This is a genomic window from Bradyrhizobium sp. Unk1 (genome assembly GCF_059512345.1).
On sequence record NZ_JCAMOP010000043.1, the window covers coordinates 51,434 to 72,062 of the forward strand.

Annotated in this window: 19 protein-coding genes; 12 read left to right on the forward strand and 7 right to left on the reverse strand. The window is 63.7% G+C overall.

The window, feature by feature from the left end; translation table 11 throughout:
• Positions 1 to 11: 11 nt before the first annotated feature.
• The 3 genes from AC5ZFO_RS38150 to AC5ZFO_RS38160 form a co-directional block, all read right to left on the reverse strand.
• Complete coding sequence (locus AC5ZFO_RS38150) at positions 12 to 818, reverse strand: enoyl-CoA hydratase/isomerase family protein (protein ID WP_282525333.1); 807 nt, start codon at positions 816 to 818, stop codon at positions 12 to 14.
• A gap of 191 nt (positions 819 to 1,009) precedes the next feature.
• Positions 1,010 to 1,768 carry an SDR family NAD(P)-dependent oxidoreductase gene (locus tag AC5ZFO_RS38155; protein ID WP_282525334.1) on the reverse strand — a complete coding sequence of 253 codons (759 nt, stop codon included), beginning with the start codon at positions 1,766 to 1,768 and terminating at the stop codon, positions 1,010 to 1,012.
• 67 nt (positions 1,769 to 1,835) lie between these two features.
• Entirely contained in the window at positions 1,836 to 2,414 is a 579-nt protein-coding gene (locus AC5ZFO_RS38160; RefSeq protein ID WP_282525335.1) for a TetR family transcriptional regulator, read from the reverse strand.
• A 237-nt stretch (positions 2,415 to 2,651) separates the two neighbouring features.
• Between AC5ZFO_RS38160 and AC5ZFO_RS38165 the strand changes: the two genes are divergently transcribed.
• Together AC5ZFO_RS38165 and AC5ZFO_RS38170 are read left to right on the forward strand one after the other, a co-directional pair.
• Positions 2,652 to 3,824: an acetyl-CoA C-acetyltransferase gene (locus AC5ZFO_RS38165; protein WP_282525336.1), complete on the forward strand. Its 1,173-nt coding sequence runs from the start codon at positions 2,652 to 2,654 to the stop codon at positions 3,822 to 3,824.
• Positions 3,825 to 3,941: 117 nt separating this feature from the next.
• Positions 3,942 to 5,486 carry an acyl-CoA synthetase gene (locus AC5ZFO_RS38170; protein WP_282525337.1) on the forward strand — a complete coding sequence of 515 codons (1,545 nt, stop codon included), beginning with the start codon at positions 3,942 to 3,944 and terminating at the stop codon, positions 5,484 to 5,486.
• Positions 5,487 to 5,658: 172 nt separating this feature from the next.
• Here AC5ZFO_RS38170 and AC5ZFO_RS38175 read toward each other — a convergent pair whose 3' ends face one another.
• The gene (locus tag AC5ZFO_RS38175; RefSeq protein WP_282525338.1) at positions 5,659 to 6,201 is read right to left on the reverse strand and encodes a methylated-DNA--[protein]-cysteine S-methyltransferase; all 543 of its coding nucleotides are present in this window, start codon (positions 6,199 to 6,201) and stop codon (positions 5,659 to 5,661) included.
• 139 nt (positions 6,202 to 6,340) lie between these two features.
• Between AC5ZFO_RS38175 and AC5ZFO_RS38180 the strand changes: the two genes are divergently transcribed.
• Together AC5ZFO_RS38180 and AC5ZFO_RS38185 are read left to right on the forward strand one after the other, a co-directional pair.
• On the forward strand, positions 6,341 to 7,159 hold the full coding sequence (locus AC5ZFO_RS38180) for an alpha/beta fold hydrolase (protein ID WP_282525339.1): 819 nt from the start codon (positions 6,341 to 6,343) through the stop codon (positions 7,157 to 7,159).
• Positions 7,160 to 7,161: 2 nt separating this feature from the next.
• Positions 7,162 to 7,974 (forward strand): alpha/beta fold hydrolase, encoded by an 813-nt coding sequence (locus tag AC5ZFO_RS38185; protein ID WP_282525340.1) that lies wholly within the window; start codon positions 7,162 to 7,164, stop codon positions 7,972 to 7,974.
• 42 nt (positions 7,975 to 8,016) lie between these two features.
• Here the strand turns inward: AC5ZFO_RS38185 and AC5ZFO_RS38190 are convergent, their stop codons facing one another.
• A complete protein-coding gene (locus AC5ZFO_RS38190) occupies positions 8,017 to 8,472 on the reverse strand; it encodes a carboxymuconolactone decarboxylase family protein (protein WP_039158057.1) in 456 nt (151 codons plus the stop codon).
• Positions 8,473 to 8,572: 100 nt separating this feature from the next.
• On the opposite strand from AC5ZFO_RS38190, the gene AC5ZFO_RS38195 reads away from it, so the two are divergent.
• From AC5ZFO_RS38195 to AC5ZFO_RS38220, 6 genes are all read left to right on the forward strand, one after another.
• A complete protein-coding gene (locus AC5ZFO_RS38195; protein ID WP_496123470.1) occupies positions 8,573 to 9,442 on the forward strand; it encodes a sigma-70 family RNA polymerase sigma factor in 870 nt (289 codons plus the stop codon).
• Between the two features lie 83 nt (positions 9,443 to 9,525).
• Positions 9,526 to 10,782, forward strand: coding sequence for a M20/M25/M40 family metallo-hydrolase (locus AC5ZFO_RS38200; RefSeq protein ID WP_282525342.1), 1,257 nt, complete (start codon positions 9,526 to 9,528; stop codon positions 10,780 to 10,782).
• Positions 10,783 to 10,967: 185 nt separating this feature from the next.
• Entirely contained in the window at positions 10,968 to 11,645 is a 678-nt protein-coding gene (locus AC5ZFO_RS38205) for a GntR family transcriptional regulator (protein WP_282525343.1), read from the forward strand.
• Between the two features lie 71 nt (positions 11,646 to 11,716).
• Positions 11,717 to 12,517 (forward strand): phytanoyl-CoA dioxygenase family protein, encoded by an 801-nt coding sequence (locus AC5ZFO_RS38210; RefSeq protein WP_282525344.1) that lies wholly within the window; start codon positions 11,717 to 11,719, stop codon positions 12,515 to 12,517.
• A gap of 159 nt (positions 12,518 to 12,676) precedes the next feature.
• Positions 12,677 to 13,984, forward strand: coding sequence for an NAD(P)H-dependent oxidoreductase (locus tag AC5ZFO_RS38215; protein ID WP_282525345.1), 1,308 nt, complete (start codon positions 12,677 to 12,679; stop codon positions 13,982 to 13,984).
• A 707-nt stretch (positions 13,985 to 14,691) separates the two neighbouring features.
• Complete coding sequence (locus tag AC5ZFO_RS38220; RefSeq protein ID WP_282525346.1) at positions 14,692 to 15,069, forward strand: hypothetical protein; 378 nt, start codon at positions 14,692 to 14,694, stop codon at positions 15,067 to 15,069.
• 187 nt (positions 15,070 to 15,256) lie between these two features.
• On the opposite strand, the gene AC5ZFO_RS38225 is transcribed toward AC5ZFO_RS38220, so the two are convergent.
• Positions 15,257 to 16,357 carry an NAD-dependent epimerase/dehydratase family protein gene (locus AC5ZFO_RS38225; RefSeq protein ID WP_282525347.1) on the reverse strand — a complete coding sequence of 367 codons (1,101 nt, stop codon included), beginning with the start codon at positions 16,355 to 16,357 and terminating at the stop codon, positions 15,257 to 15,259.
• A 292-nt stretch (positions 16,358 to 16,649) separates the two neighbouring features.
• Here AC5ZFO_RS38225 and AC5ZFO_RS38230 point away from each other — a divergent pair, with 292 nt between their 5' ends.
• The gene (locus AC5ZFO_RS38230; RefSeq protein WP_282525348.1) at positions 16,650 to 17,741 is read left to right on the forward strand and encodes a TRAP transporter substrate-binding protein; all 1,092 of its coding nucleotides are present in this window, start codon (positions 16,650 to 16,652) and stop codon (positions 17,739 to 17,741) included.
• A 331-nt stretch (positions 17,742 to 18,072) separates the two neighbouring features.
• Entirely contained in the window at positions 18,073 to 19,164 is a 1,092-nt protein-coding gene (locus AC5ZFO_RS38235; protein ID WP_282525349.1) for a TRAP transporter substrate-binding protein, read from the forward strand.
• A 241-nt stretch (positions 19,165 to 19,405) separates the two neighbouring features.
• Here the strand turns inward: AC5ZFO_RS38235 and AC5ZFO_RS38240 are convergent, their stop codons facing one another.
• The gene (locus AC5ZFO_RS38240; RefSeq protein ID WP_282525350.1) at positions 19,406 to 19,993 is read right to left on the reverse strand and encodes a hypothetical protein; all 588 of its coding nucleotides are present in this window, start codon (positions 19,991 to 19,993) and stop codon (positions 19,406 to 19,408) included.
• Between the last annotated feature and the right edge of the window lie 636 nt (positions 19,994 to 20,629).

Genomic DNA, 20,629 nt, shown 5'->3' on the forward strand with positions numbered 1-20,629 from the left:
ATCGTTCTCGTTCAGCGCCTGATATAGACAGGCTTTCGCTTCTCAAGGAAGGCCCTGATGCCTTCCGAAAATTCCTCGGAGCGGCTGCACAGGACCTGGTTGCGGTCCTCTATCGCGATCACGGTTTCCAGCGATCCCGCATCAACGCTCATGTTGAGACATTCTTTTGACAGGCGCAGTCCCACCGGCGAGGCCGTCATCATCGCATCGACATAGGGCGCAGCAGCAGCATCGAGATTGTCTTCATCGACGACCTCGGACACTAGCCCAACCGCGAGCGCACGCTCGGCGCCGATGAAACGCCCGGTCAGGATCAGCTCGGATGCGACGGAGACGCCGACGAGCCGCGGCAGAAAGTAGCTGGTGCCGATATCGCAGCCGCCAAGGCCGAGCTTGATGAAAGCACAGTTCATGCGCGCCGACTTCGTCGCGATGCGGATGTCGGAGGCAAGCGCCAGCGCAAACCCGCCGCCGGCCGCCGCGCCCTGCACCAGAGCGATGATCGGCTGCGGACAACGTCGCATCAACATCACGATGTCGGCGATGCGGCGCTGCGAGTCGAGCGATTCGGTGACGCCGGGCGGCTCCTGCTGCCCGGCGCGGCGGGCCATCGCCGCCTTGAGGTCGAGGCCGGCGCAAAAGTTCTTGCCGGCGCCGCGCAGCACGACGACGCGCGTGTCGCGGTTGCGCTGAAGGCCTTGGAAGTAAACGTTGAGCGCATCGATCAGCGCGGGATCGAGCGCGTTGAGGTTTTCAGGCCGATTGAGCGTCACCGTGTCGACGCCGTCGTTGTGCTCGATCAGCAGCGGTTGGGACATGGGAGCGTCCTCCATGCGAGTCAGGCGCCGGTCTTTCACCCTCCCCTGGAGGGGGAGGGTCGATCGCGCGCAGCGCGAGCGGGGTGGGGTGACGGTCTTTCCGCCCTGAACGCTGCCCGTGTGGAGAGATCACCCCACCCCGGCGCTTCGCGCCGACCCTCCCCCTCCAGGGGAGGGTAAGTACGCAGCGCCTACCGCGGCGCCATGCGGATAGCGCCGTCGAGACGGATGGTCTCGCCGTTGAGCATCGCGTTCTCGACGATGTGCACCGCGAGCGAGCCGTATTCCTTGGCATCGCCGAGGCGCGAGGGATGCGGCACCTGGGCCCCTAAGCTCTTGCGTGCCTCTTCGTTCAGACCCATCAGCAACGGCGTGAAGAACAGGCCGGGCGCGATGGTGTTGACGCGGATCTTCTGGCTGGCGAGGTCGCGCGCAGCCGGCAGCGTCAGGCCGACAACGCCGCCCTTCGAGGCCGAGTACGCGATCTGGCCGATCTGGCCTTCGTAAGCAGCGACCGAAGCCGTGTTGATGATGACGCCGCGCTCTTCGCCGACCGGCTCGATCGTGACGAGGCGCTCGGCGAACAGACGCAGGCAGTTGAAGGTGCCGATCAGATTGACGTTGATGATGCGCGCGAATTTTTCCAGCGGATAGACGCCGTCGCGGCCGACGATGCGCTGCGAGCCGCCGATGCCGGCGCAGTTCATCAGCACGCGCGCGACGCCGTGCGCGGCTTCCGCCTTCGCGATCGCAGCCTTGATCTGCTCTTCGCTGGTGACGTCGGCATGGAGCGCGACGCCTTTCACCTCGGCGGCGACCTTCTCGGCGTTGTCCTTGTTCTGGTCGATCACACCGATCCTGGCGCCCTTGGCCGCCATGGCGCGGGCGGTGGCCTCACCGAGGCCCGAACCACCGCCGGTGATGAGAACGGCTACGTCTTTCAACTCCATCGTAAGCTACCTTTCCTCTGCCTTTTCCTTGGGCGTTTCTTCTCTAGACTTGAGCGTGATGGCGAGATTATCCGGCCGCGACAGCTTCCCCGGCTTGCGTGAGGATGCCGCCGCAGATCAGCGTTTCCATGTGCTTGATGTATTGCCGGCAGACGTCGTCGGTGACCGGGCCGACGCCGGTCGCGCGAGACATCGCGTGCCGGCCAAAGAACAGGTGATCGCAGGCGCCGATCAGGCTGGTGTAGAACAGCACCGGATCGGTCGCGCGGAACTCGCCGCGGCTGACGCCCTCAGTGAGCAGGCGCCGGTGGAAGTCCAGCAGCGGCGCCACGAAGAACTTTGAGACTTCGTCGGCAGAGCCGGCAACGCTCTCATGCAGCAGATAGTGGATCAGCCGGTTCATGTAGGGGAACCGGTAATAGGCCCGGATAATGCCGGCGATGTGCAGCTTCAGCTTCGCCGTCGATGTGATCGGTTGCGCCAGCAGATATTCGAGATTTGACATCTCGGTCGCGGCATCGCGCGCGAGCAGCGCCAGCAAGAGGCCATCCTTGTTGCCGAAATGATATTTGACCAGCGCGGCATTGGCGCCCGACTTCTGGGCGATGTCGGAGAGCGAGATCTCGATCGACGAGCGTTCGATCATCAGCTCGCTCGCGGCCACGAGCAATTTCTCTGCCGTGGAATTCTTTCCGCTCGGGAGCCTGTTCGGTACGCTGGTAGTCACGGAGTTCCCTGTTCTCGCCGCTTGAAGCGGCCGGAGATAAGCCGAACCAGCGCCTCATCACAAGAGTTAATTGATCGATTGACTAAACGATGTCGCGCCCATTAAATCCGCGCCGACAATCCAACTCGATAAAAAACAATCCAGGGAGAGACCGACATGGCCGAGGCTTATATCGTCGCCGCTGCGCGTACCGCGGGCGGGCGCAAGGGGGGCCGCCTCGCCGGCTGGCATCCGGCCGATCTCGCCGCCAAGGTGCTGGACGAGCTGGTCGATCGCACCAAGGTCGATCCCGCCCTGGTCGAGGACGTGATCATGGGCTGCGTCATGCAGGTCGGTGAGCAGTCCAACAACGTCGCCCGCAACGCGATCATGGCCTCGAAGCTGCCGGAGAGCGTTCCGGGCACTTCGATCGACCGCCAGTGCGGCTCGTCGCAGCAGGCGCTGCACTTCGCCGCGCAGGCTGCGATGTCCGGCACGATGGACGTGGTGATCGCCGCCGGCGTGGAATCGATGACGCGCGTACCGATGGGCCTGTCCTCGCAGCTTCCGGCCAAGAACGGCTTTGGCAATTACAAGAGCCCGGGCATCGAGCACAAATATCCGAACATCGTGTTCAGCCAGTTCACCGGCGCCGAGATGATGGCCGAGAAGTACGGCCTGTCGAAGGACGATCTCGACGAATATTCCTACAACAGCCATCAGCGCGCGATCGCGGCGACGCAAGCCGGCCACTTCAAGAAGGAGATCGTGCCGCTCGAGATCACCCGCTCCGACGGCAGCAAGGACACCCACCACATCGACGAGGGCATCCGCTTCGATGCCACGCTCGACGGCATCAAGGGCGTCAAGCTGATCGCCGAGAACGGCAAGCTCACGGCGGCCAGCGCCAGCCAGATCTGCGACGGCGCTTCCGGCGTGATGGTCGTGAACGAGCGCGGCCTGAAGCAGCTCGGCCTCACGCCGCTGGCGCGCATCCACCACATGACCATGACCGGCGGCGATCCCGTCATCATGCTGGACGCACCGTTGCACGCCACCAAGCGCGCACTGGAGAAGGCCGGCATGAAGGTCGACGACATCGACCTGTTCGAGGTCAACGAGGCCTTCGCCTCGGTGCCGACCGGCTGGCTCAAGACCACCGGCGCCGATCCGTCCCGCCTGAACGTCAATGGCGGCGCCATCGCACTCGGCCATCCGCTCGGCGGCTCCGGCACCAAGCTGATGACCACGCTGGTCCACGCCCTGCACCAGCGCGGCAAGCGCTACGGCCTGCAGACCATGTGCGAAGGCGGCGGCATGGCCAACGTGACGATCGTCGAACGGCTGTAAGAAAAGACAAAAACGAATAGTGGGTGGCGAGTAGCGAATGGTGAGTAGGCGAAGAGCGGTTTGCCTTCTTCCCTATTTGCCATTCGCCACTCGCCATTCGCGTTTTGAGGAAACGCCATGACCCATCCGTCCGTCTACGCGAAGACCACGCCCGACAAGATCGCCTACCAGATGGCCGGGACCGGCAAGGCGATCACCTATCGCGAGCTCGACGAGCTCTCGAACCAGGGCGCAAACCTGTTCCGCTCGCTCGGCCTGAAGGCCGGCGACCACATCGCGCTCTTGATGGAAAACCGTCTCGCGTTCATGGAGATCTGCTGGGCGGCGCAACGCAGCGGGCTCTATTACACCGCGATCAGCCGTTATCTGAAGCAGGACGAGATCGACTACATCATCGGCGATTGCGGCGCCAAGGTCGTGATCACCACGCCGAAATGCGCCGACCAGATCAAGGCCCTGATCAAGGGCGCGCCCGGCGAGCCGATCTTCTACATGGTCGACGAGCCGCAAGCCGGCTTCCGCTCTTACGACAAGGAAGCGTCCGCACAGCCGGCGACGCCTGTCCCGGACGAGGTCGCCGGCTACGACATGCTGTATTCGTCGGGCACCACCGGCCGGCCCAAGGGCATCAAGAAGGCGTTCGAGGGCAACAAGATCGACTTGCCGAACGCCTTCCTGCGCGTGCTTTGCGCCGACATGTGCGGCATGAATGCGGAGAGCACCTACCTCTCGCCGGCGCCGCTCTATCACGCGGCCCCGTTGCGCTTCAACATGATGGCGATCGTGCTGGGCGGCACCTCCATCATCATGGAGCACTTTGACGCCGAGGATTTTCTCAAGCTGGTCGAAAAGTACAAAGTGACCCAATCACAGCTCGTACCGACCATGTTCGTGCGCATGCTGAAGCTGCCCGACGAGGTCCGCGCCCAGTACAACGTCTCGACGCTGAAAGGCGCGATCCACGCCGCAGCTCCATGCCCGGTCGACGTCAAGGCAAAAATGATCGATTGGTGGGGGCCGATCCTGATCGAGTATTACGCGGGTTCGGAAGGCAACGGCGTCACCGTCTGCAATTCGCAGCAATGGCTGGAGCATCGCGGCAGCGTCGGCCGCGCCGTGGTCGGCAAGATCAAGATCCTGGACGAGAACGACGAGGAGCAGCCGGTGGGCGAGATCGGCACGGTCTATTTCGCCGATGCGCCTGTTTTCACCTATCACAATGATCCCGAGAAGACGAAGAAGGCCTACAACGCGAAGGGCTGGTCGACGCTCGGGGACGTCGGCTATCTCGACAAGGACGGCTTCCTGTTCCTCACCGACCGCAAGTCCTACATGATCATCTCCGGCGGGGTGAACATCTACCCGCAGGAGACCGAGGACGTTCTCATCACCCACCCCGAGATCGCCGACGTCGCCGTGTTCGGCGTGCCGAACGAAGAGATGGGCGAAGAGGTGAAGGCGGTGGTGCAGCCGCACGACATGAGCCGCGCCGGCAAGGCGCTCGAGGCCGACCTGATCGCCTACTGCAAGACACGTCTCTCGGCGATCAAGTGCCCGCGCTCGATCGATTTCGAAGCCGAGCTGCCGCGCACGCCGACGGGCAAGCTGGTGAAGCGGCATCTGCGCGACAAGTATTGGCCGAAGACGGCGGCGAAGATCTAGCCACTTGCTTACCCTCCCCTGGAGGGGGAGGGTCGGCGCGAAGCGACGGGGTGGGTGATCTCTCCACTCGGGCACTGTTCAACTCGGAGAGACTGTCACCCCGCCCCGCTGCGCATTCCGCTTCGCTGCATGCGCATCGACCCTCCCCCTCCAGGGGAGAGTAAAGCGGAGATCAATCAAACAAGCTCGGCGTGTGGTTCACCAGCGCGCCTTCGATCTCGAGCATTTTCAGCTTCGTCACCACGCCGCCATTCGCCGAGAAGCCGCCGGGCTTGTTGCCGGCAGCCAGCACGCGATGGCAGGGCACGACGATCGGGCACGGGTTGCGGCCGAGCGCCTGACCGACATCGCGCGACAGCTGAACGCCGCCGAGCTGCTTGGCGATGTCGCCATAGGTGATGGTCTTGCCGGGCGGGATGGCGCGGGCGATCTCGTAGACGCCGCGGTTGAAGTCGGGCACGCCGTCGAGGTCGAGCGGGATATCGGTGAGATCGTCAGGCTCGCCCGCGAGCAGTTTTGTGATGCGGCCGATCGCCTCTCGCACCTCGGCGGTCGGTTCGGCCTCGGTGGCGTCGGCGTGGCGCTGGCTGATGCGGGTGCGGATCTTCTCCTCGCCGCCCATCGGGAGCTGCGTGCCGTTGATACCACGCGGGCCCCAGGCGATCGCGCAGAGGCCGATCCTGGTGTCGAACAGGGCAAAATGCTGGTCGGTCATGGCTTGGTTCCTGGCTTGCGTCCTTATCGCATGCCCCCATTGTGATCCGTGCCTATATCTAGGCTTGGAAATAGTTGCGATCCACCCGGTTTCCGGGAATCTTGCACAGGAGTTCCCGCCCCTTTCCCGCGAGCCCCGAATGCAAAGCCTCCGCGTCAACGGATACGACATGACCTATCTCGACGTGGGTGAAGACCGAGGCCGGCCGCCGCTGGTCTGCGTGCATGGTTCGCTCAATGACTTCCGCGTCTGGGGCTGCGTGCTCGGACCGCTGACGCAGCGGCATCGGGTGATCGCTATCAGCTTGCGGCATTTCTTCCCCGACCGCTGGGACGGCGTCGGCGACACCTATTCGATCGACCAGCATGTCCAGGACGTCATCGCCTTCATCGAGAAGCTCGACGTCGGCCCCGTCGATCTGATGGGCCACTCCCGCGGCGGGCACATCTCTTTCCGCGTGGCACAGGCCCGCCCCGACCTGTTGCGGCGGCTGATCCTGGCCGAGCCCGGCGGCGAGCTCGATGCGAGCCTCGATCCCGATTACGTCGGTGGCCCCTCGCCACTGCTGGCGCGGTTCACGGCCTCGGCCGAGAAGATCGCGGCCGGCGATGTCGACGGCGGCCTCGCCGTCTTCGTGGACACGCTGGAGGGAGCCGGCACATGGCCGCGGCTGCCGGCGATGGTGAAACAGAATCTGCGCGACAACGCCTATACCCTGATCGGGCAGGTCCGCGACAACCGCCCGCCGTTCTCGCAGGCGGATGCGGAATCGATCGGGATGCCGACGCTGTTCATCCTGGGCGCACGGACCAAAGGCCTGCTGCCAAAGGTGCTGCATGCGCTCGCTGCGCACGTGCCCTACTCGAAAACGGCGATCATCCCGAACGCAACCCATCCGATGTTCGAGCAGGCGCCGCAAAAATACTCCGAACTGGTTCTGGACTTTCTGGCGAGCTGATCATGCAGAGCTTTCGCGTCAACGGTTACGACATGGCCTATCTCGAAGTCGGCAAGGGCCTGCCGCTCGTCTGCGTCCACGGCACGTTGGGTGATTTCCGCACCTGGTATTCAGTGCTCGGCCCGCTGTCGAAGGCGCATCGCGTGATCTCGGTCAGCCTGCGGCACTTCTTCCCCGAGCATTGGGACGCCGTCGGTGACGACTACAAGATGGCGCAACACGTCGCAGACACGATCGCCTTCATCGAGCAGGTCAAACCCGGACCGGTCGACCTGATGGGCCATTCGCGCGGCGGCCACATCGCGTTTCGCGTCGCGCAAGCGCGGCCTGACCTGCTGCGCAAGTTGGTGCTGGCCGAGCCGGGCGGCGATCTCGATGCCAGCCTGCCGGTGCCCGAAGGCACGCCCGCGCATCCGCCGCTCGCTGCGAAGACGATACGCTCGGTCGAGATGATCCGCGCCGGCGATCTCGACGGCGCGCTGCAGAATTTCTACGAGGGCATCGAAGGCGACGGCTCGTGGCGGCGCGTGCCGGCGGCGGCGAAGCAGCAACTGCGCGATAACACGCTCACCTTCCTCGGCCAGATCAACGAGCAGCGCCGGCCCTACACGCTCGCTGATGCGCAGGCGATCAGGACGCCGACGCTGCTGATCGGCGGCGGCGCGACGACCGGCAGCCTCTCGGTGATGTGGCGCGTGCTGGCCGAGCACATCGCCGGCAGCAAGACGGCGGTGATCCCGAATGCCGGCCACTGGATGTTCGAGCAGGCGCCGCTTGAGTTCGGCGAGGTCGTGAACAGGTTTCTGGCGGAGTAGCTTCTTCGCCTCTCCCCGCGTGCGGGGAGAGGAAAAAGAGCCTCACACCTTCCAAACACCGACCGGCATCTTGATCGTCGCGTTCAGGCGGTTCCAGACGTTGATGGTCGCGATCGAGAGGATCAAGGTTGCGAGCTCGCGCTCGTCGAAATGCTTGGCGGCCTCGTTCCAGATCGCATCCGACACCGGGTCCTCGCGATCGGCGAGGCGCGTGACGGCTTCGGTCAGCGCCAGCGCGGCGCGTTCGGCGTCGCTGAAATAGGGCGCATCGCGCCAGGCCGACACGGCGAACAGGCGCTCGTCGGTCTCACCTAGCTTGCGGGCGATCTTCGGATGCATGTCGACGCAGACGCTGCAGCCATTGATCTGGCTGGCGCGCAGGTGCACCAGTTCCAGGAGCTTTTCCGGCAGGCCCTGCTTGGTCAAATTGCCAAGGGACTGAAGGACATTCATGGCCTCCGGCAGGACCATGACCGGGTGATTCATGCGGGCGTGCATCATCTTGCGTCTCCGTTTGAAAAATTTCGACGGTTCCGGTCACATCGGCCGGATTGGCTTCGTCATGGGGATGACGGATCGCGACGAGGGAATGTGACCGATGAGCCAAAAAAACTTTGAAGAAAATTCTCTCAGCCACCAGTTCGAGGCCAGCAGGGACCATTTGCGCGCGGTCGCCTACCGGATGCTGGGTTCCCGCGCCGAGGTCGACGACGCCGTGCAGGAGGCCTGGCTGCGGGTCAGCCGCTACGACACGTCCGATGTCGCGAACCTGCGCGGCTGGCTGACCACCGTGGTCGCGCGCATCTGCCTCGACATGCTGCGTGCACGAAAGTCGCGCCGCGAGGACCCGATGGGCCCGCATGTGCCCGAACCTGTCGACGAGACGCGCGAGCGCGAGGCGGAGATGGCTGATTCCGTCGGCGCGGCCCTTCTCGTCGTGCTCGAGACATTGCAGCCGGCGGAGCGGCTCGCCTTCGTGCTGCACGACATGTTCGCAGTCCCGTTCGAGGAGATCGCGCCGATCGTCGGACGCTCGGTCGACGCCTCGCGGCAGCTGGCGAGCCGCGCACGACGCCGTGTTCAGGGCGCGCCGGTGCCTGAGACGGACATCTCGCACCAGCGCACGATCGTCGATGCCTTCCTGAAGGCATCGCGCGAGGGCAATTTCGAGGGCCTGCTGGCCCTGCTCGATCCCGACGTCGTGTTCCGTGCCGACCAGGCTGCGGTGCGGCTCGGCACGCTGCCGGAGATCCGCGGCGCGGATGCGGTCGCACAGATCTACAAGGGCCGTGCGCAGGCGGCGCGGACGGCGCTGGTCGATGGCGAGATCGGCGTCGCCGTCATCTTCGGCGGACGTCTGCGCATCGCGCTGCGCGTGACGTTCGACGGCGACCGGATCGCGGGGATCGAGGCGGTGGCCGATGCGGACCAGATCGCGACGATGGAGGTGGAGGTGCTGGAGCGCTAGCGGGACGTGGCATCCGGACAGCCCGGATGTTACGCTGAAGTCCAATCGCGCGCGGTGCGCTCAAGACGCGAAAGGACGATTCCATGACAGCCCGCTTCATCCCCCTGCTCGCTTTGTCCCTGCTCGGCCTCGCCGCCGGCAGCACCATCGCGCTTGCGGCCGCCGACGAGAAGCTCAAGGCCGCGGCCGAGCAGGAGAAGGCGCCGCTGATCGAGACCCTGCGCGACATGGTGATGATCGAGAGCGGCAGCGGCGATGCCGAGGGCCTGAAGAAGATCGCCGACTTCACCGAAGCGCGTCTGAAGGCGATGGGCGCCACCATCGAGCGGCGCAAGACCACCGCGGGTACGGGCGCCGACATGGTGATCGCCACCTTCCAGGGCACCGGGTCGCGAAAGCTGATGCTGATCGCGCATATGGACACGGTCTATCAGCGCGGCATTCTCGCAAGCGAGCCGTACCGTGTCGACGGCAACCGCATCTACGGCCCCGGCATCGCCGACGACAAGGGCGGCATCGCCGTGGTTCTGCATGCGCTCAAGATCCTGAAGGACGCCGGGTGGCAGGACTACGCCAGGCTCACCGTGTCCTTCAATCCGGATGAAGAGGTCGGCTCGATCGGGTCGGGCGAGATCATCGCCGAGCTCGCCGACCAGCACGACGTCGTGCTCTCCTGCGAACCGACGGTGGCCGCGCCGATCGCCAGGAATGACGGGCTGCTGCTCGGGGCGAGCGGCACTGCGACGGCGAAAATGGAGGTGAAGGGTCGCGCCTCGCATGCCGGCGCCGCGCCCGATCTCGGCCGCAACGCGCTGATCGAGCTCGCGCACCAATTGCAGCAGACGAAGGACGTCGCGAAGTCGATCCCGGGCACGCAGCTCAACTGGACCACGGCGCAGGCCGGCACGGTGCGCAACCAGATTCCGGAAAAGGCCGAGGCCGGCGCCGACATCCGCCTGACCATCCCCGATGGCATCGCCAAATTGCAGGCGGCGCTCGACGCGAAGGTGAAGGACAAGTTCGTGCCCGACACCGAAACCACGGTGACGATCATTGCGGGCCGCCCGCCCTTCGTCGCCAGCGATCGCGGCCGCGCGCTCGCGCAGGAGGGGCAGGCGATCTATGCCGAGATCGACCGCAAGCTCGACATCGCCGAGATGACCGGCGGCGCCACCGACGCCGGCTATGCCAACCGCAGCGGCAAGGCGGTGGTGGTCGAGAGCTTTGGCCTCGCCGGCTTCGGCTATCACGCGCGGGACGAATTCATCGACACCAACTCGATCGTGCCGCGGCTCTATCTGATGAGCCGGATGCTGATCGAGCAGGGCAAGAAGAAATAGGCGCCGGGGCCGGCCAAGCCATTTTGGCGAAAACAACCCCATGCACAGTAGACGGCCCTAGCGATATCAATGGCTTAGTGGGTCAAAAAACGACGGCGTGAGGCCTGCCTTGACGCCCTTCCCCTCCTGCGATACCTTCGAATACGGAATTCCGTATTCCCACTTTGTATCTCGGAGTTGCCGGCGTGATCCCTCTCGACCCGCTCCCGAACCTGATCGACCAGGTCTATGCGCGGATCCTGGAAGCGATCTCCGACCGCACCCTTCAGCCCGGCCAGCGCATCCGGCAGAACGAACTCGCCGACAAGCTCGGCGTGTCACGCCAGCCGGTGTCGCATGCGCTGCATTTGTTGCACCGGCAGGGACTCGTCGCCGAGAGCGGCCGGCGCGGCTTTGAAGTCACCCAACTCGACCCCTCGCGCATCCGCCAGCTCTACGAGGTGCGCGGCGCCATCGACGCGCTGGCCGCCCGGCTCGCCGCTCGGCGCGCAGCAAGCGACGCGGCGGGACGCGCGCGGCTGGACGCAGCCCTCGCCGCCGGACGCCGCATCGACCGCAAGACGTCGCTCGCCGAGCTGATCGTGCTCGACGTCGATTTTCACCGCGCGATCTATCAGCTCGCGGGCAATCCCGTGATCGAGGAGACGATCGCGCCGCAATGGCCGCATATGCGCCGCTCGATGGCGACGGTGCTCTCCGAGCTCGATTATCGCGACAGCGCATGGGCCGAGCATGCGACGATTGCCGGACACATTCTCGCCGGCGATGCGAAAGCCGCCGAGCGCGCGGCGCTGGCGCATGCGCAGACGGCGGGACGGATGACCGAGGAGAGATTGAAGGCGACGGACGAGGCGGCGGCGTAGCTGTTGGCGCACGCCGTCAAGCCCGGCCATGACGAAAGAGAAAACAAATAAGCAAAACAGGAGGACGATCCATGAAACTGTCCGAGGCACAATTGGAGTTCTTCCATCGCGAGGGCTGGCTGTTCCTCCCCGAATTGTTCAACCAGGAGGAGGTCGACTTCCTCGCGCGCGAGGCGGTCGGCATTTATGATGCCAACCGGCCCGAGGTCTGGCGCGAGAAGAGCGGCGCGCCGCGCACGGCCTTTGCCGCGCATCTCTACAACGAGGCCTTCGGCATTCTGGGCGCGCATCCGCGCATGATCGACCCGGTCGAGCAATTGTTCGGCGAGCCGGTCTACATGCACCAGTTCAAGATCAACGCGAAATCGGCCTTCACGGGCGACGTCTGGCAGTGGCACCAGGATTACGGCACGTGGAAGCGCGACGACGGCATGCCGGAGCCGCGCGCGATGAACATCGCGATCTTCCTCGACGAGGTGATGCCGATCAATGGCCCGCTGATGCTGGTGCCGCAGAGCCAGAATGCCGGCGATCTCCAGGCCTCCCATGACCTTGCGACGACGTCCTACCCGCTGTGGACGCTGGACGAGGAGACCGTGACGCGGCTGGTCAAGCAGGGCGGCATCGTGGCGCCGACCGGCAAACCGGGCGGCATGCTGATGTTCCACGGCAATCTCGTGCATGGCTCGGCCGGCAACATCACGCCCTACCCGCGCAAGATCGTGTACCTGACGCTGAACGCGGTCTCGAACTACATTCGCACACCGACGCGGCCAGAGTACATCGCGCATCGCGATTTTGCGCCGATCAAGACGGTGGACGATGATGCCTTGGTGCGGCTTGCACGAGCACCGAGGCAGGCGGCGGAGTAGACGGGTCTCGTGCCCCAGACGCAGCGCAGCACGTCAGTGATGCGCTGCTGAGCCGGGGCTCATGCCCCACGGATGGTTTTCTTTCTGGGTCCCGGCTCTGCGCAGCAACGCTACGCGTTGCAGCGCGTCCGGGACACGATAGTTTCGCAGGACATCCCCATGAACCTCTTCCGCCTCCTCCAGGCCCGCGCGTCCGCCGGCAAGCCTGTCCGTGTCGCGCTGATCGGCGCCGGCAAGTTCGGCTCGATGTTTCTGGCGCAGGTGCCGCACACGCCGGGGCTGGAAGTGCCCATCATCGTCGACATCGACCGCGACCGTGCCCGCGAAGCGTGCCGCACCGTGGGCTGGGATGCGGCGCGCATCGCAGCCACCGTGTTTACCGACGACGGCGCGCGCGCCATTGCGGGCGGTGCGATGGATGTCGTCGTTGAAGCAACCGGCAATCCCGCGGTCGGCATCAAGCACGCGCGCGCTGCGATCGCGGCGGGCAAGCATATCGTGATGGTCAATGTCGAGGCCGACGTGCTGGCAGGCCCGCTGCTTGCCGAGGAAGCGCGCAAGGCGGGCGTGGTCTATTCGCTCGCCTATGGCGACCAGCCGGCGCTGACGGCGGAGATGGTCGACTGGGCCCGCGCCACCGGTTTTCGCGTGGTCGCGGCCGGCAAGGGCACGAAGTATCTGCCGGCCTATCACGACGTGACGCCTGACGGCGTCTGGCAGCACTATGGTCTCACCGCGGGCGAGGCGCAGTCGGCCGGCATGAATCCGCAGATGTTCAACTCCTTCCTCGACGGCACCAAATCCGCGATCGAGATGGCCGCGATCGCCAATGCCTGTGCGCTCGACGTACCCGCGAGCGGTTTGCTGTTTCCACCCTGCGGCGTCGACGATTTGCCGCATGTCATGCGCCCGAGCGACAAGGGCGGCGTGCTGGAGCGGTCGGGCGTGGTGGAGGTGGTGTCGTCACTCGAGCGCGACGGCCGGCCGGTGTTTCGCGATTTGCGTTGGGGCGTCTATGTCGTGCTGGAGGCGCCGAACGATTATGCCGCCGATTGCTTCAGGCAATACGGCCTGAAGACCGACGGCAGCGGACGCTTCGCCGCGATGTACAAGCCGTACCACCTGATCGGGCTCGAGCTGAACATCTCTATCCTGTCGGCGGCGCTACGGGGCGAGCCGACCGGCCAGCCCTATGGCTTCCGCGGCGACGTCGCCGCCGTGGCCAAGCGGAACTTGCGCGCCGGCGAGATGCTGGACGGCGAAGGCGGCGACACCGTGTGGGGCAAGCTGGTGCCGGCAGCCGCGAGCCTGAAGGCAGGTGCCCTGCCGATCGGTCTCGCGCATCGCCTCAAGTTGAAGCACGACGTCGCCCATGGCGAAATCGTGCGCTGGAGCGACGTCGAGTTCGATGCGAACAACGAGACGATCAAGACGCGAAAGGTGATGGAGACGGCATTCGCGAAATAGCGGCTAGAACTGCCCCGGTTGAGCGGGTGGACCGGGCCAATCAGATCGCAAATTGTTCGGATTATTCCTTGCGAACAAGTCCTGCCTTATAACGCCGCTCGGGCCCGCATCAATTGATGGTGGCATTCCGCGAACATCACGGGTTGGCGCGACCATGCCGCCGGTCCGAACGAGACAATTGGCGGGATAGCCAACGTGTCGGCAGTAAGTTGCAGCACTCGCGCCTGCATTGCTTCCAACTGAGAAGCCAATAATTAGCGACGCTGACAAGGCAATTGATCGCTTCATTCTTGCCTCCTGTAGCTGATCCACGGAAGAGAATTATAGATGAAGTGGAGCTATGCCAAAGCGGTGAATGTTGAACCATGAGTTCGGCTTCGCGATCAAAAGCCGGCATCGGCCGCAGCCCGCGCTATGTCCCGCTCGTGTGCGGCTTATGATTGCAGCAGGTTGCGTCCTATTCGACCACGATGGCGTTGGCTTCAGTCTCCTCGAAATTCTTGCGCTGGTCATATCGATTGATCGCCTGGAGAAGCCAATGATCAGGCCAAGCAGTGTCAGGGTGGTGGCAAGGGATGGCGCGGGGATACTCGTTCTGTCGTACTCGCCCAGCGTGTTTCACGTCGATTTGATACTCCGCGCGCAAAAAAACCGGATACTGACACACGTGGCATCTTGCACCACGGTCCAACCGTAAGGAGCAATCCATGATAAATCTGAAAATTCTTGGTGCGGTCGTTGTTGTGGCATCTGCCCTGTCCAGCTCTGCTGCACAGGCGCAGTGGTACAACTCTAATCCGGACGCATGCCAAGCTGAATTCGCCAGCTGCACGGGTCTTGGAACGGGGACCACCCCCGACTATCGAGTTCGACCATCAACTCGGCGAACGGTATATCGCCAGCCGGCAGCGGCGGACGCGACTGTCGGCAGCTGGGGCAATTCCTACGCCATGTCGCCCGGCATGTCGTACGGCGAGATGGGCTGGAACGGCAGCTGGAGTACGTATGCTGCCCGCAACGGCATCGTCTGCCGGCCCGGCACCTATTTCAAGGGTAGCGACGGCCTCCAGCATCTCTGCCAGTAGGTCATCTGCTCTGACGTTAAACAGCTCAGGCGGCCCCAAAGGGCCGCCTGTTTCGTGCTGGCTTTGTGGCTCTCGCCGAAATCAGCATCCAGGTCACGCGGTGGGTGCACGACTGGATGTAGGAACGGCCCCGACCTCCGGCCCTGCAAGCGGGAGAGGGAGCGCACTGCCTTCGTAGTAGCGATCTCTATGGAAGCAGCCGGCTCTCTTTGGCTTGCTTGAACCACTTCCGAAACATATCCTCGGTGTCCATCATCTCGGTGAACCCCGCGCGGTTGATCTTCACGGTCGAGACGATCGAGGGCGGACCGGGCTCGGTCTGGCCGTAGCGCATGCTGTAATCGGCGTACTGGAACGACAGGCCGACGAAGTCGGCGAGGTCCGGCGACATGAGGTCATGCTTGCGTCGCAACGCGTCCCAAGAAGAGACCCAATTGGGAAACTCCTTGGCGAGCGATAGCGGGATCGGCTTGCCGGGCTTCATCTCCAGCGCGTCGGCCACCGCGGGCCAGATGTTTTCCCAGGTGAAGACATCGCCATTGGTGACGTTGAACGCTTCGTTCTGCGCCGCCTTGGCCTCGCCCGACCAGGCGATTGCGCGCGCGAGGAGATCGACGTCGACGGCCTGCGCCACCCGCGCGGCGCCGCCGGGAAAATCGAGCGGCCTGCCCTGCTCACGCAGCATCGCGGCATAGACGCCGAGCGGCGGGATCAGATCCATGGCGCCACCCATGGCGAGGCCGACGATGAGAACGGGGCGCAAGATGCTCCAGTGCCAGGCCTTTTCCTTGTGAGCCTTGCCGCGCTGGAGCTCGCGCAGGAAATTTTCCTGCGCCCAGTAAAAGTTGGGCTGCTCGTACATCTCGGAGCGGCCTTCGCGCGCCGGCACCGTCAGGGGGCGGACGTGAACGCCATAGGCCTTGGTGCCTTGCAGCAAGGCGACATGCTTGAGGTCCGGCGCGACCGGCTCGAGCGCGGCCATCAAATTGCGCAGCATTAAATCGTTGGTCTTGATCTGCTGCGGGTCGCGCCAACCATCGACGAGCTGCGGCGCCTCGTAGAGCGCGGCGTAGATCAGGTGGGTGGCGCCCTGAAGCTCGGCTGCGGCACGGCGGCAATCGGCTTCGCTGGTAAGGTCGATCGGGACGTGGCGGGCTCCGTAGAGGTCGCGCGGCTTGCGCCGTGACAGCGCGATGACCTCGCAAGGGCTGGATGTGCCGAAGTGTCGCAACGCGGCGTTGCCGACCAGACCGGTTGCCCCAGCGACCACGACCTTTTTGCCCGTCATGCGCCAGCCTCCCTTGTCATTGCCTAATCGAGTAGCAGATCGCTGACGGTTCCGACTTGCGTCTGGCCCGCGTTCGCACTTGCGAGGAAGGCATCAGACTTGATTATCGTAGGGCGTCCGGTCATCCTTGCTGACGGAACCGCAACGCTCGGCTTCCAGCAACAAGAGCCCATCAGGGCCATTCGGAAACGCTCAAACAAATCTCAACAAGAGAACGTCGATCCTCGACGAAGACAAGACGACAGCAAGATCGTTCCCTGGTCGATGCATCGACGCAATGGAAGGGATGCGCATGAAACGTCGTGATTTTCTGAAGGTGACAGGCGTCGGCCTGGCCGCGAGCACAGCAGTGGCTGCGCCCGCGATCGCGCAGTCGTCGCCCGAGGTCAGGTGGCGCTACGCCACGAGCTGGCCGAAAGCCCTCGATACGCTCTATGGCGGCTGCGAATATTTCTGCAAGCAGGTCGCCGACATTACCGACAACAAATTCCAGATACAGCCTTTTGCGGCGGGCGAGATCGTCCCGGGCCTGCAGGTGCTCGACGCCGTGTCGAACGGCACGGTCGAGATCGGCAATACCGCGCTTTATTATTATTGGGGCAAGAACCCCGCATTCACGTTCGCAACTGCCCTCCCGTTCGGCTTGAACACGCGCCAGCAGATTTCCTGGTTGCTGTGGGGCGGCGGACAGGATCTCGTCAACGACCTCCTGAAAGAGCACAACGTCTACGGCATCCCGACCGGATCGACCGGCGCGCAGATGGGCGGCTGGTTCAGGAAGGAGATCAAGACGGTCGACGACCTCAAGGGCTTGAAGATGCGCATCGGCGGCTTTGCCGGCACGATCCTCGCCAAGCTCGGCTGCGTGCCGCAGCAGCTCGCCGGCGGCGACATCTATCCGGCGCTGGAGAAAGGCACCATCGACGCGGCGGAGTGGGTCGGTCCCTATGACGACGAGAAGCTCGGCTTCGCCAAGGTCGCGAAGTACTACTACTATCCCGGCTGGTGGGAAGGCACGAGCCAGGGCCACAACATCATGAACATCGAGAAGTGGAACGCGCTGCCCAAACACTACAAGGCGGCGATCGACGCGGCGTCACGCGACACCTTCACCTGGATCACCGGCAAGTACGACGCGGTGAATGCTCCGGCGCTGAAGCGGCTGATCGTGAACGGCGCGATCCTCAGGGGCTTCCCGCAGGACGTGCTCGAGGCCTGCTACACCCAGGCCAACGAGATCTATGCGGACCTGTCCAAGACCAATCCGCATTTCGGCAAGATGTATGCAAGCATGACTGCCTTTAAGAATGACTCGTTGCCTTGGACGCAGGTGGCCGAGCTGAGCTACGACAGCTTCATGGCGCGGATGCGGACCAAGACGTGAGGCACTGAACGGCTCACACGACTAAAGGACGGAGAAGCCCCGGAGATGCTGCCATCTCCGGGGTTTTACGTAGTTTGGTTCCTGTTTCGGACCAAGGCTGGTTGTCCCGATCGGCCTCGCAACTGCGAGCGTCCCGACGACGCTTGATTATCGCAAGGCGACCGGTCATCCTGATGGCCGGAACCGCAACGTACGGGATCCACAAAGAGCCCTGAAGGGCCGTCGGACACGCTCACACCTTCACCAAAGACAAGTTCGGTTCTCGGCGAAGCAAAAGACGACACGAAGATCGTTCCCTTAGTCGAGCAATCGGCACAACGGAGGGATACGCATGAAACGTCGTGAATTTCTGAAAGTGACAGGCGCTGGCCTGGCGGCAAGCACAGCGGTTGCTGCGCCGGCCATCGCGCAATCTTCGCCGGAGGTGAGATGGCGGCTCGCCGCGAGCTGGCCCAAGGCGCTCGATACGCTCTACGGCGGCTGCGAATATTTCTGCAAGCGCGTGGCTGACGCCACCGACAACAAATTCCAGATCCAGCCGTTCGCATCCGGCGAGATCGTGCCGGGCCTGCAGGTGCTCGACGCGGTGTCGAACGGCACGGTCGAGATGGGCAACACGGCGCTGTATTATTATTGGGGCAAGAACCCCGCCTTCACCTTCGGCACCTCGCTGCCGTTCGGACTGAACACGCGGGCGCATATCTCCTGGCTTCTGTTCGGCGGCGGCACCGAGATGCTCAACGACCTGCTGAAGGAATACAACGCGCTCGGCATTCCCACCGGTTCGACCGGCGCCCAGATGGGCGGCTGGTTCCGGAAGGAGATCAAGTCGATGGAGGATTTCAGGGGATTGAAATTCCGCGTCGGCGGCTTCGCCGGCACGATCATCGCCAAGGTCGGCGGCGTGCCGCAGCAGATCGCAGGCGGCGACATCTATCCGGCGCTGGAGAAAGGCACGATCGACGCCGCCGAATGGGTCGGCCCCTATGACGACGAGAAGCTCGGCTTCGTGAAGGTCGCAAAATACTATTACTATCCGGGCTGGTGGGAAGGCACAGGCCAGGGCCACAACGTCATAAATCGCGACAAATGGAACGCGCTGCCGAAGCACTATCAATCCGTGGTCGAGATGGCCTCACGCGATACCTTCACCTGGGTCACCGGCAAATACGACTTCGTCAACCCGCCTGCGTTGAAGCGTCTGCTGGTGGCCGGTGCGATCCTGAAGCCGTTCCCGCAGGAAGTGCTGGAGGCCTGCTACAACGCCGCCAACGAGATCTACGCCGATCTCAGCAAGACCAATCCGCACTTCAACAAGATGTACACGAGCCTGTCGGCGTTCAGGAACGAGTCGCTGGCGTGGATGCAGGTCGCCGAGCTGAGCTACGACAGCTTCATGATGCGGATGCGGACACGGACGTAGCGACGGTTCACGGCGTCTGAAAACGACGAAAGCCCCGGAGATGTCTCCGGGGCTTTTTGTAGAGCAATGACGGGAGCGATACCAAAGCTGTCATCGCCCGGCTTGACCGGGCGATCCAGTATTCCAGAGGCCGATATTGGAGAGCACGCTGTCACCACATCCGCTGCGGCGTACTGGATGCCCCGGTCAAGCCGGGGCAGGACAGCGGTGGGTGTGGCGGGCGCGCTTTCCGTAATAGCGCTCAATTCTGATCATCCCCCAACGCGGCAACCAGCTTGTCGTAGTACTTGCCGACGAGATCGATGTTGGCCTTGTTCTCGACCTGCGGCGCCGGCGTCTTCAGCGCTTCGTTGAGCTCGTCGAGCGCTTCCTTCTTGTCCTTGGCCGGCATCTTCTTGTCGCCCTGGATCTGCGCGATCTGCGCCTTGATGACGGCTTCGGTGCCGACATATTTCTTGGTCGCGGGATCGAAGCCGCCGAGCACGAGGCTGATGTTGTCGACGACGTTGTTGTAATCGTCATAGCCGGCAAAGCCGTTCTTCTTGGCGACGCCGTCGAGCTGGCCGATCACCTTCTGGTCGGGCGCGGTGTTCTCCGGCAGCTTCTCCGTGATCGCATCCATGTCCTTCTGCGCGGCGAGCACACCGTCGAGCTGCTTGTCGGTCAGCGCGATCTGCTTGAGGCTAGGCGCCTGCGCCGGCGCGGCCTGCGGAGCAGGCGCTGCCTGCTTGGCTTGCGCGAACGCGGTGCCGGAGGAGGCAAGCGATGCGGCGGACAGAAGGCACGCGACGCCGAACGCGGTGAGGGCGGGACGAAGCAATGCTGGCATGGGAGTCTCCTCCTGAAAGGGATGGTTGGTGTTGTCAGCGGAAGGTCTTGGCAGTGGAACGTCTTGGCGATCGAAGGTCTCGACGACGGAAAAACTAGGGAGCCTGGAATGAACTGCGCATGAACTCCGCTTGCGTCTGCTAAGGGCCGATCATGGCTGAATGATCACAACCCTGTGGTGACTCCCGCGATCACCAAACATTGTTCTGCATGGAATCGATCTGCTTGCCGCCTCTCGAGGCGGCTGCCATTTGCGGCGCGGTGGCGTTCAGCCTGGTGTCAGGAATCACCTGACATCACGACCTGCGACTGATCACTCTGCCGGCAGAAAAATGCGCCGATGACGAAGGTGCGCGAGAGCGCGCTCATCATTGAAAGCGGCGAGGATCTGCTCTCGGTCTACGAATGGAAGACGCACCGCGCGAAGCCATGTCTTCTGCTCGCGCCGCGGGATCTACACGTTCCAGCGACAGCGCAACGCCGGATTATTTCGGCGTCAACGTGTTCTGTCTCATGGGATGAGGCTCGGCGCCGCTGTTGCCGAAGACGACAACACAAACAAAAACGCCGCCTCGGTTTCCCGAAGCGGCGTTTTGTATTCGAACATCGAAATAGGATGATTTCTTGTCCTTGGCAG

Excerpts from the sequence above, each read along its gene's own strand:
- AC5ZFO_RS38160 (WP_282525335.1), bottom strand. The coding sequence starts at position 2,414 with ATGATCGAACGCTCGTCGATCGAGATCTCGCTCTCCGACATCGCCCAG.
- AC5ZFO_RS38230 (WP_282525348.1), top strand. The coding sequence starts at position 16,650 with ATGAAACGTCGTGATTTTCTGAAGGTGACAGGCGTCGGCCTGGCCGCG.
- AC5ZFO_RS38165 (WP_282525336.1), top strand. The coding sequence starts at position 2,652 with ATGGCCGAGGCTTATATCGTCGCCGCTGCGCGTACCGCGGGCGGGCGC.
- AC5ZFO_RS38195 (WP_496123470.1), top strand. The coding sequence starts at position 8,573 with ATGAGCCAAAAAAACTTTGAAGAAAATTCTCTCAGCCACCAGTTCGAG.
- AC5ZFO_RS38210 (WP_282525344.1), top strand. The coding sequence starts at position 11,717 with ATGAAACTGTCCGAGGCACAATTGGAGTTCTTCCATCGCGAGGGCTGG.
- AC5ZFO_RS38185 (WP_282525340.1), top strand. The coding sequence starts at position 7,162 with ATGCAGAGCTTTCGCGTCAACGGTTACGACATGGCCTATCTCGAAGTC.
- AC5ZFO_RS38200 (WP_282525342.1), top strand. The coding sequence starts at position 9,526 with ATGACAGCCCGCTTCATCCCCCTGCTCGCTTTGTCCCTGCTCGGCCTC.
- AC5ZFO_RS38225 (WP_282525347.1), bottom strand. The coding sequence starts at position 16,357 with ATGACGGGCAAAAAGGTCGTGGTCGCTGGGGCAACCGGTCTGGTCGGC.
- AC5ZFO_RS38175 (WP_282525338.1), bottom strand. The coding sequence starts at position 6,201 with ATGACCGACCAGCATTTTGCCCTGTTCGACACCAGGATCGGCCTCTGC.
- AC5ZFO_RS38235 (WP_282525349.1), top strand. The coding sequence starts at position 18,073 with ATGAAACGTCGTGAATTTCTGAAAGTGACAGGCGCTGGCCTGGCGGCA.
- AC5ZFO_RS38170 (WP_282525337.1), top strand. The coding sequence starts at position 3,942 with ATGACCCATCCGTCCGTCTACGCGAAGACCACGCCCGACAAGATCGCC.
- AC5ZFO_RS38190 (WP_039158057.1), bottom strand. The coding sequence starts at position 8,472 with ATGCACGCCCGCATGAATCACCCGGTCATGGTCCTGCCGGAGGCCATG.
- AC5ZFO_RS38220 (WP_282525346.1), top strand. The coding sequence starts at position 14,692 with ATGATAAATCTGAAAATTCTTGGTGCGGTCGTTGTTGTGGCATCTGCC.
- AC5ZFO_RS38240 (WP_282525350.1), bottom strand. The coding sequence starts at position 19,993 with ATGCCAGCATTGCTTCGTCCCGCCCTCACCGCGTTCGGCGTCGCGTGC.
- AC5ZFO_RS38215 (WP_282525345.1), top strand. The coding sequence starts at position 12,677 with ATGAACCTCTTCCGCCTCCTCCAGGCCCGCGCGTCCGCCGGCAAGCCT.
- AC5ZFO_RS38150 (WP_282525333.1), bottom strand. The coding sequence starts at position 818 with ATGTCCCAACCGCTGCTGATCGAGCACAACGACGGCGTCGACACGGTG.
- AC5ZFO_RS38155 (WP_282525334.1), bottom strand. The coding sequence starts at position 1,768 with ATGGAGTTGAAAGACGTAGCCGTTCTCATCACCGGCGGTGGTTCGGGC.
- AC5ZFO_RS38180 (WP_282525339.1), top strand. The coding sequence starts at position 6,341 with ATGCAAAGCCTCCGCGTCAACGGATACGACATGACCTATCTCGACGTG.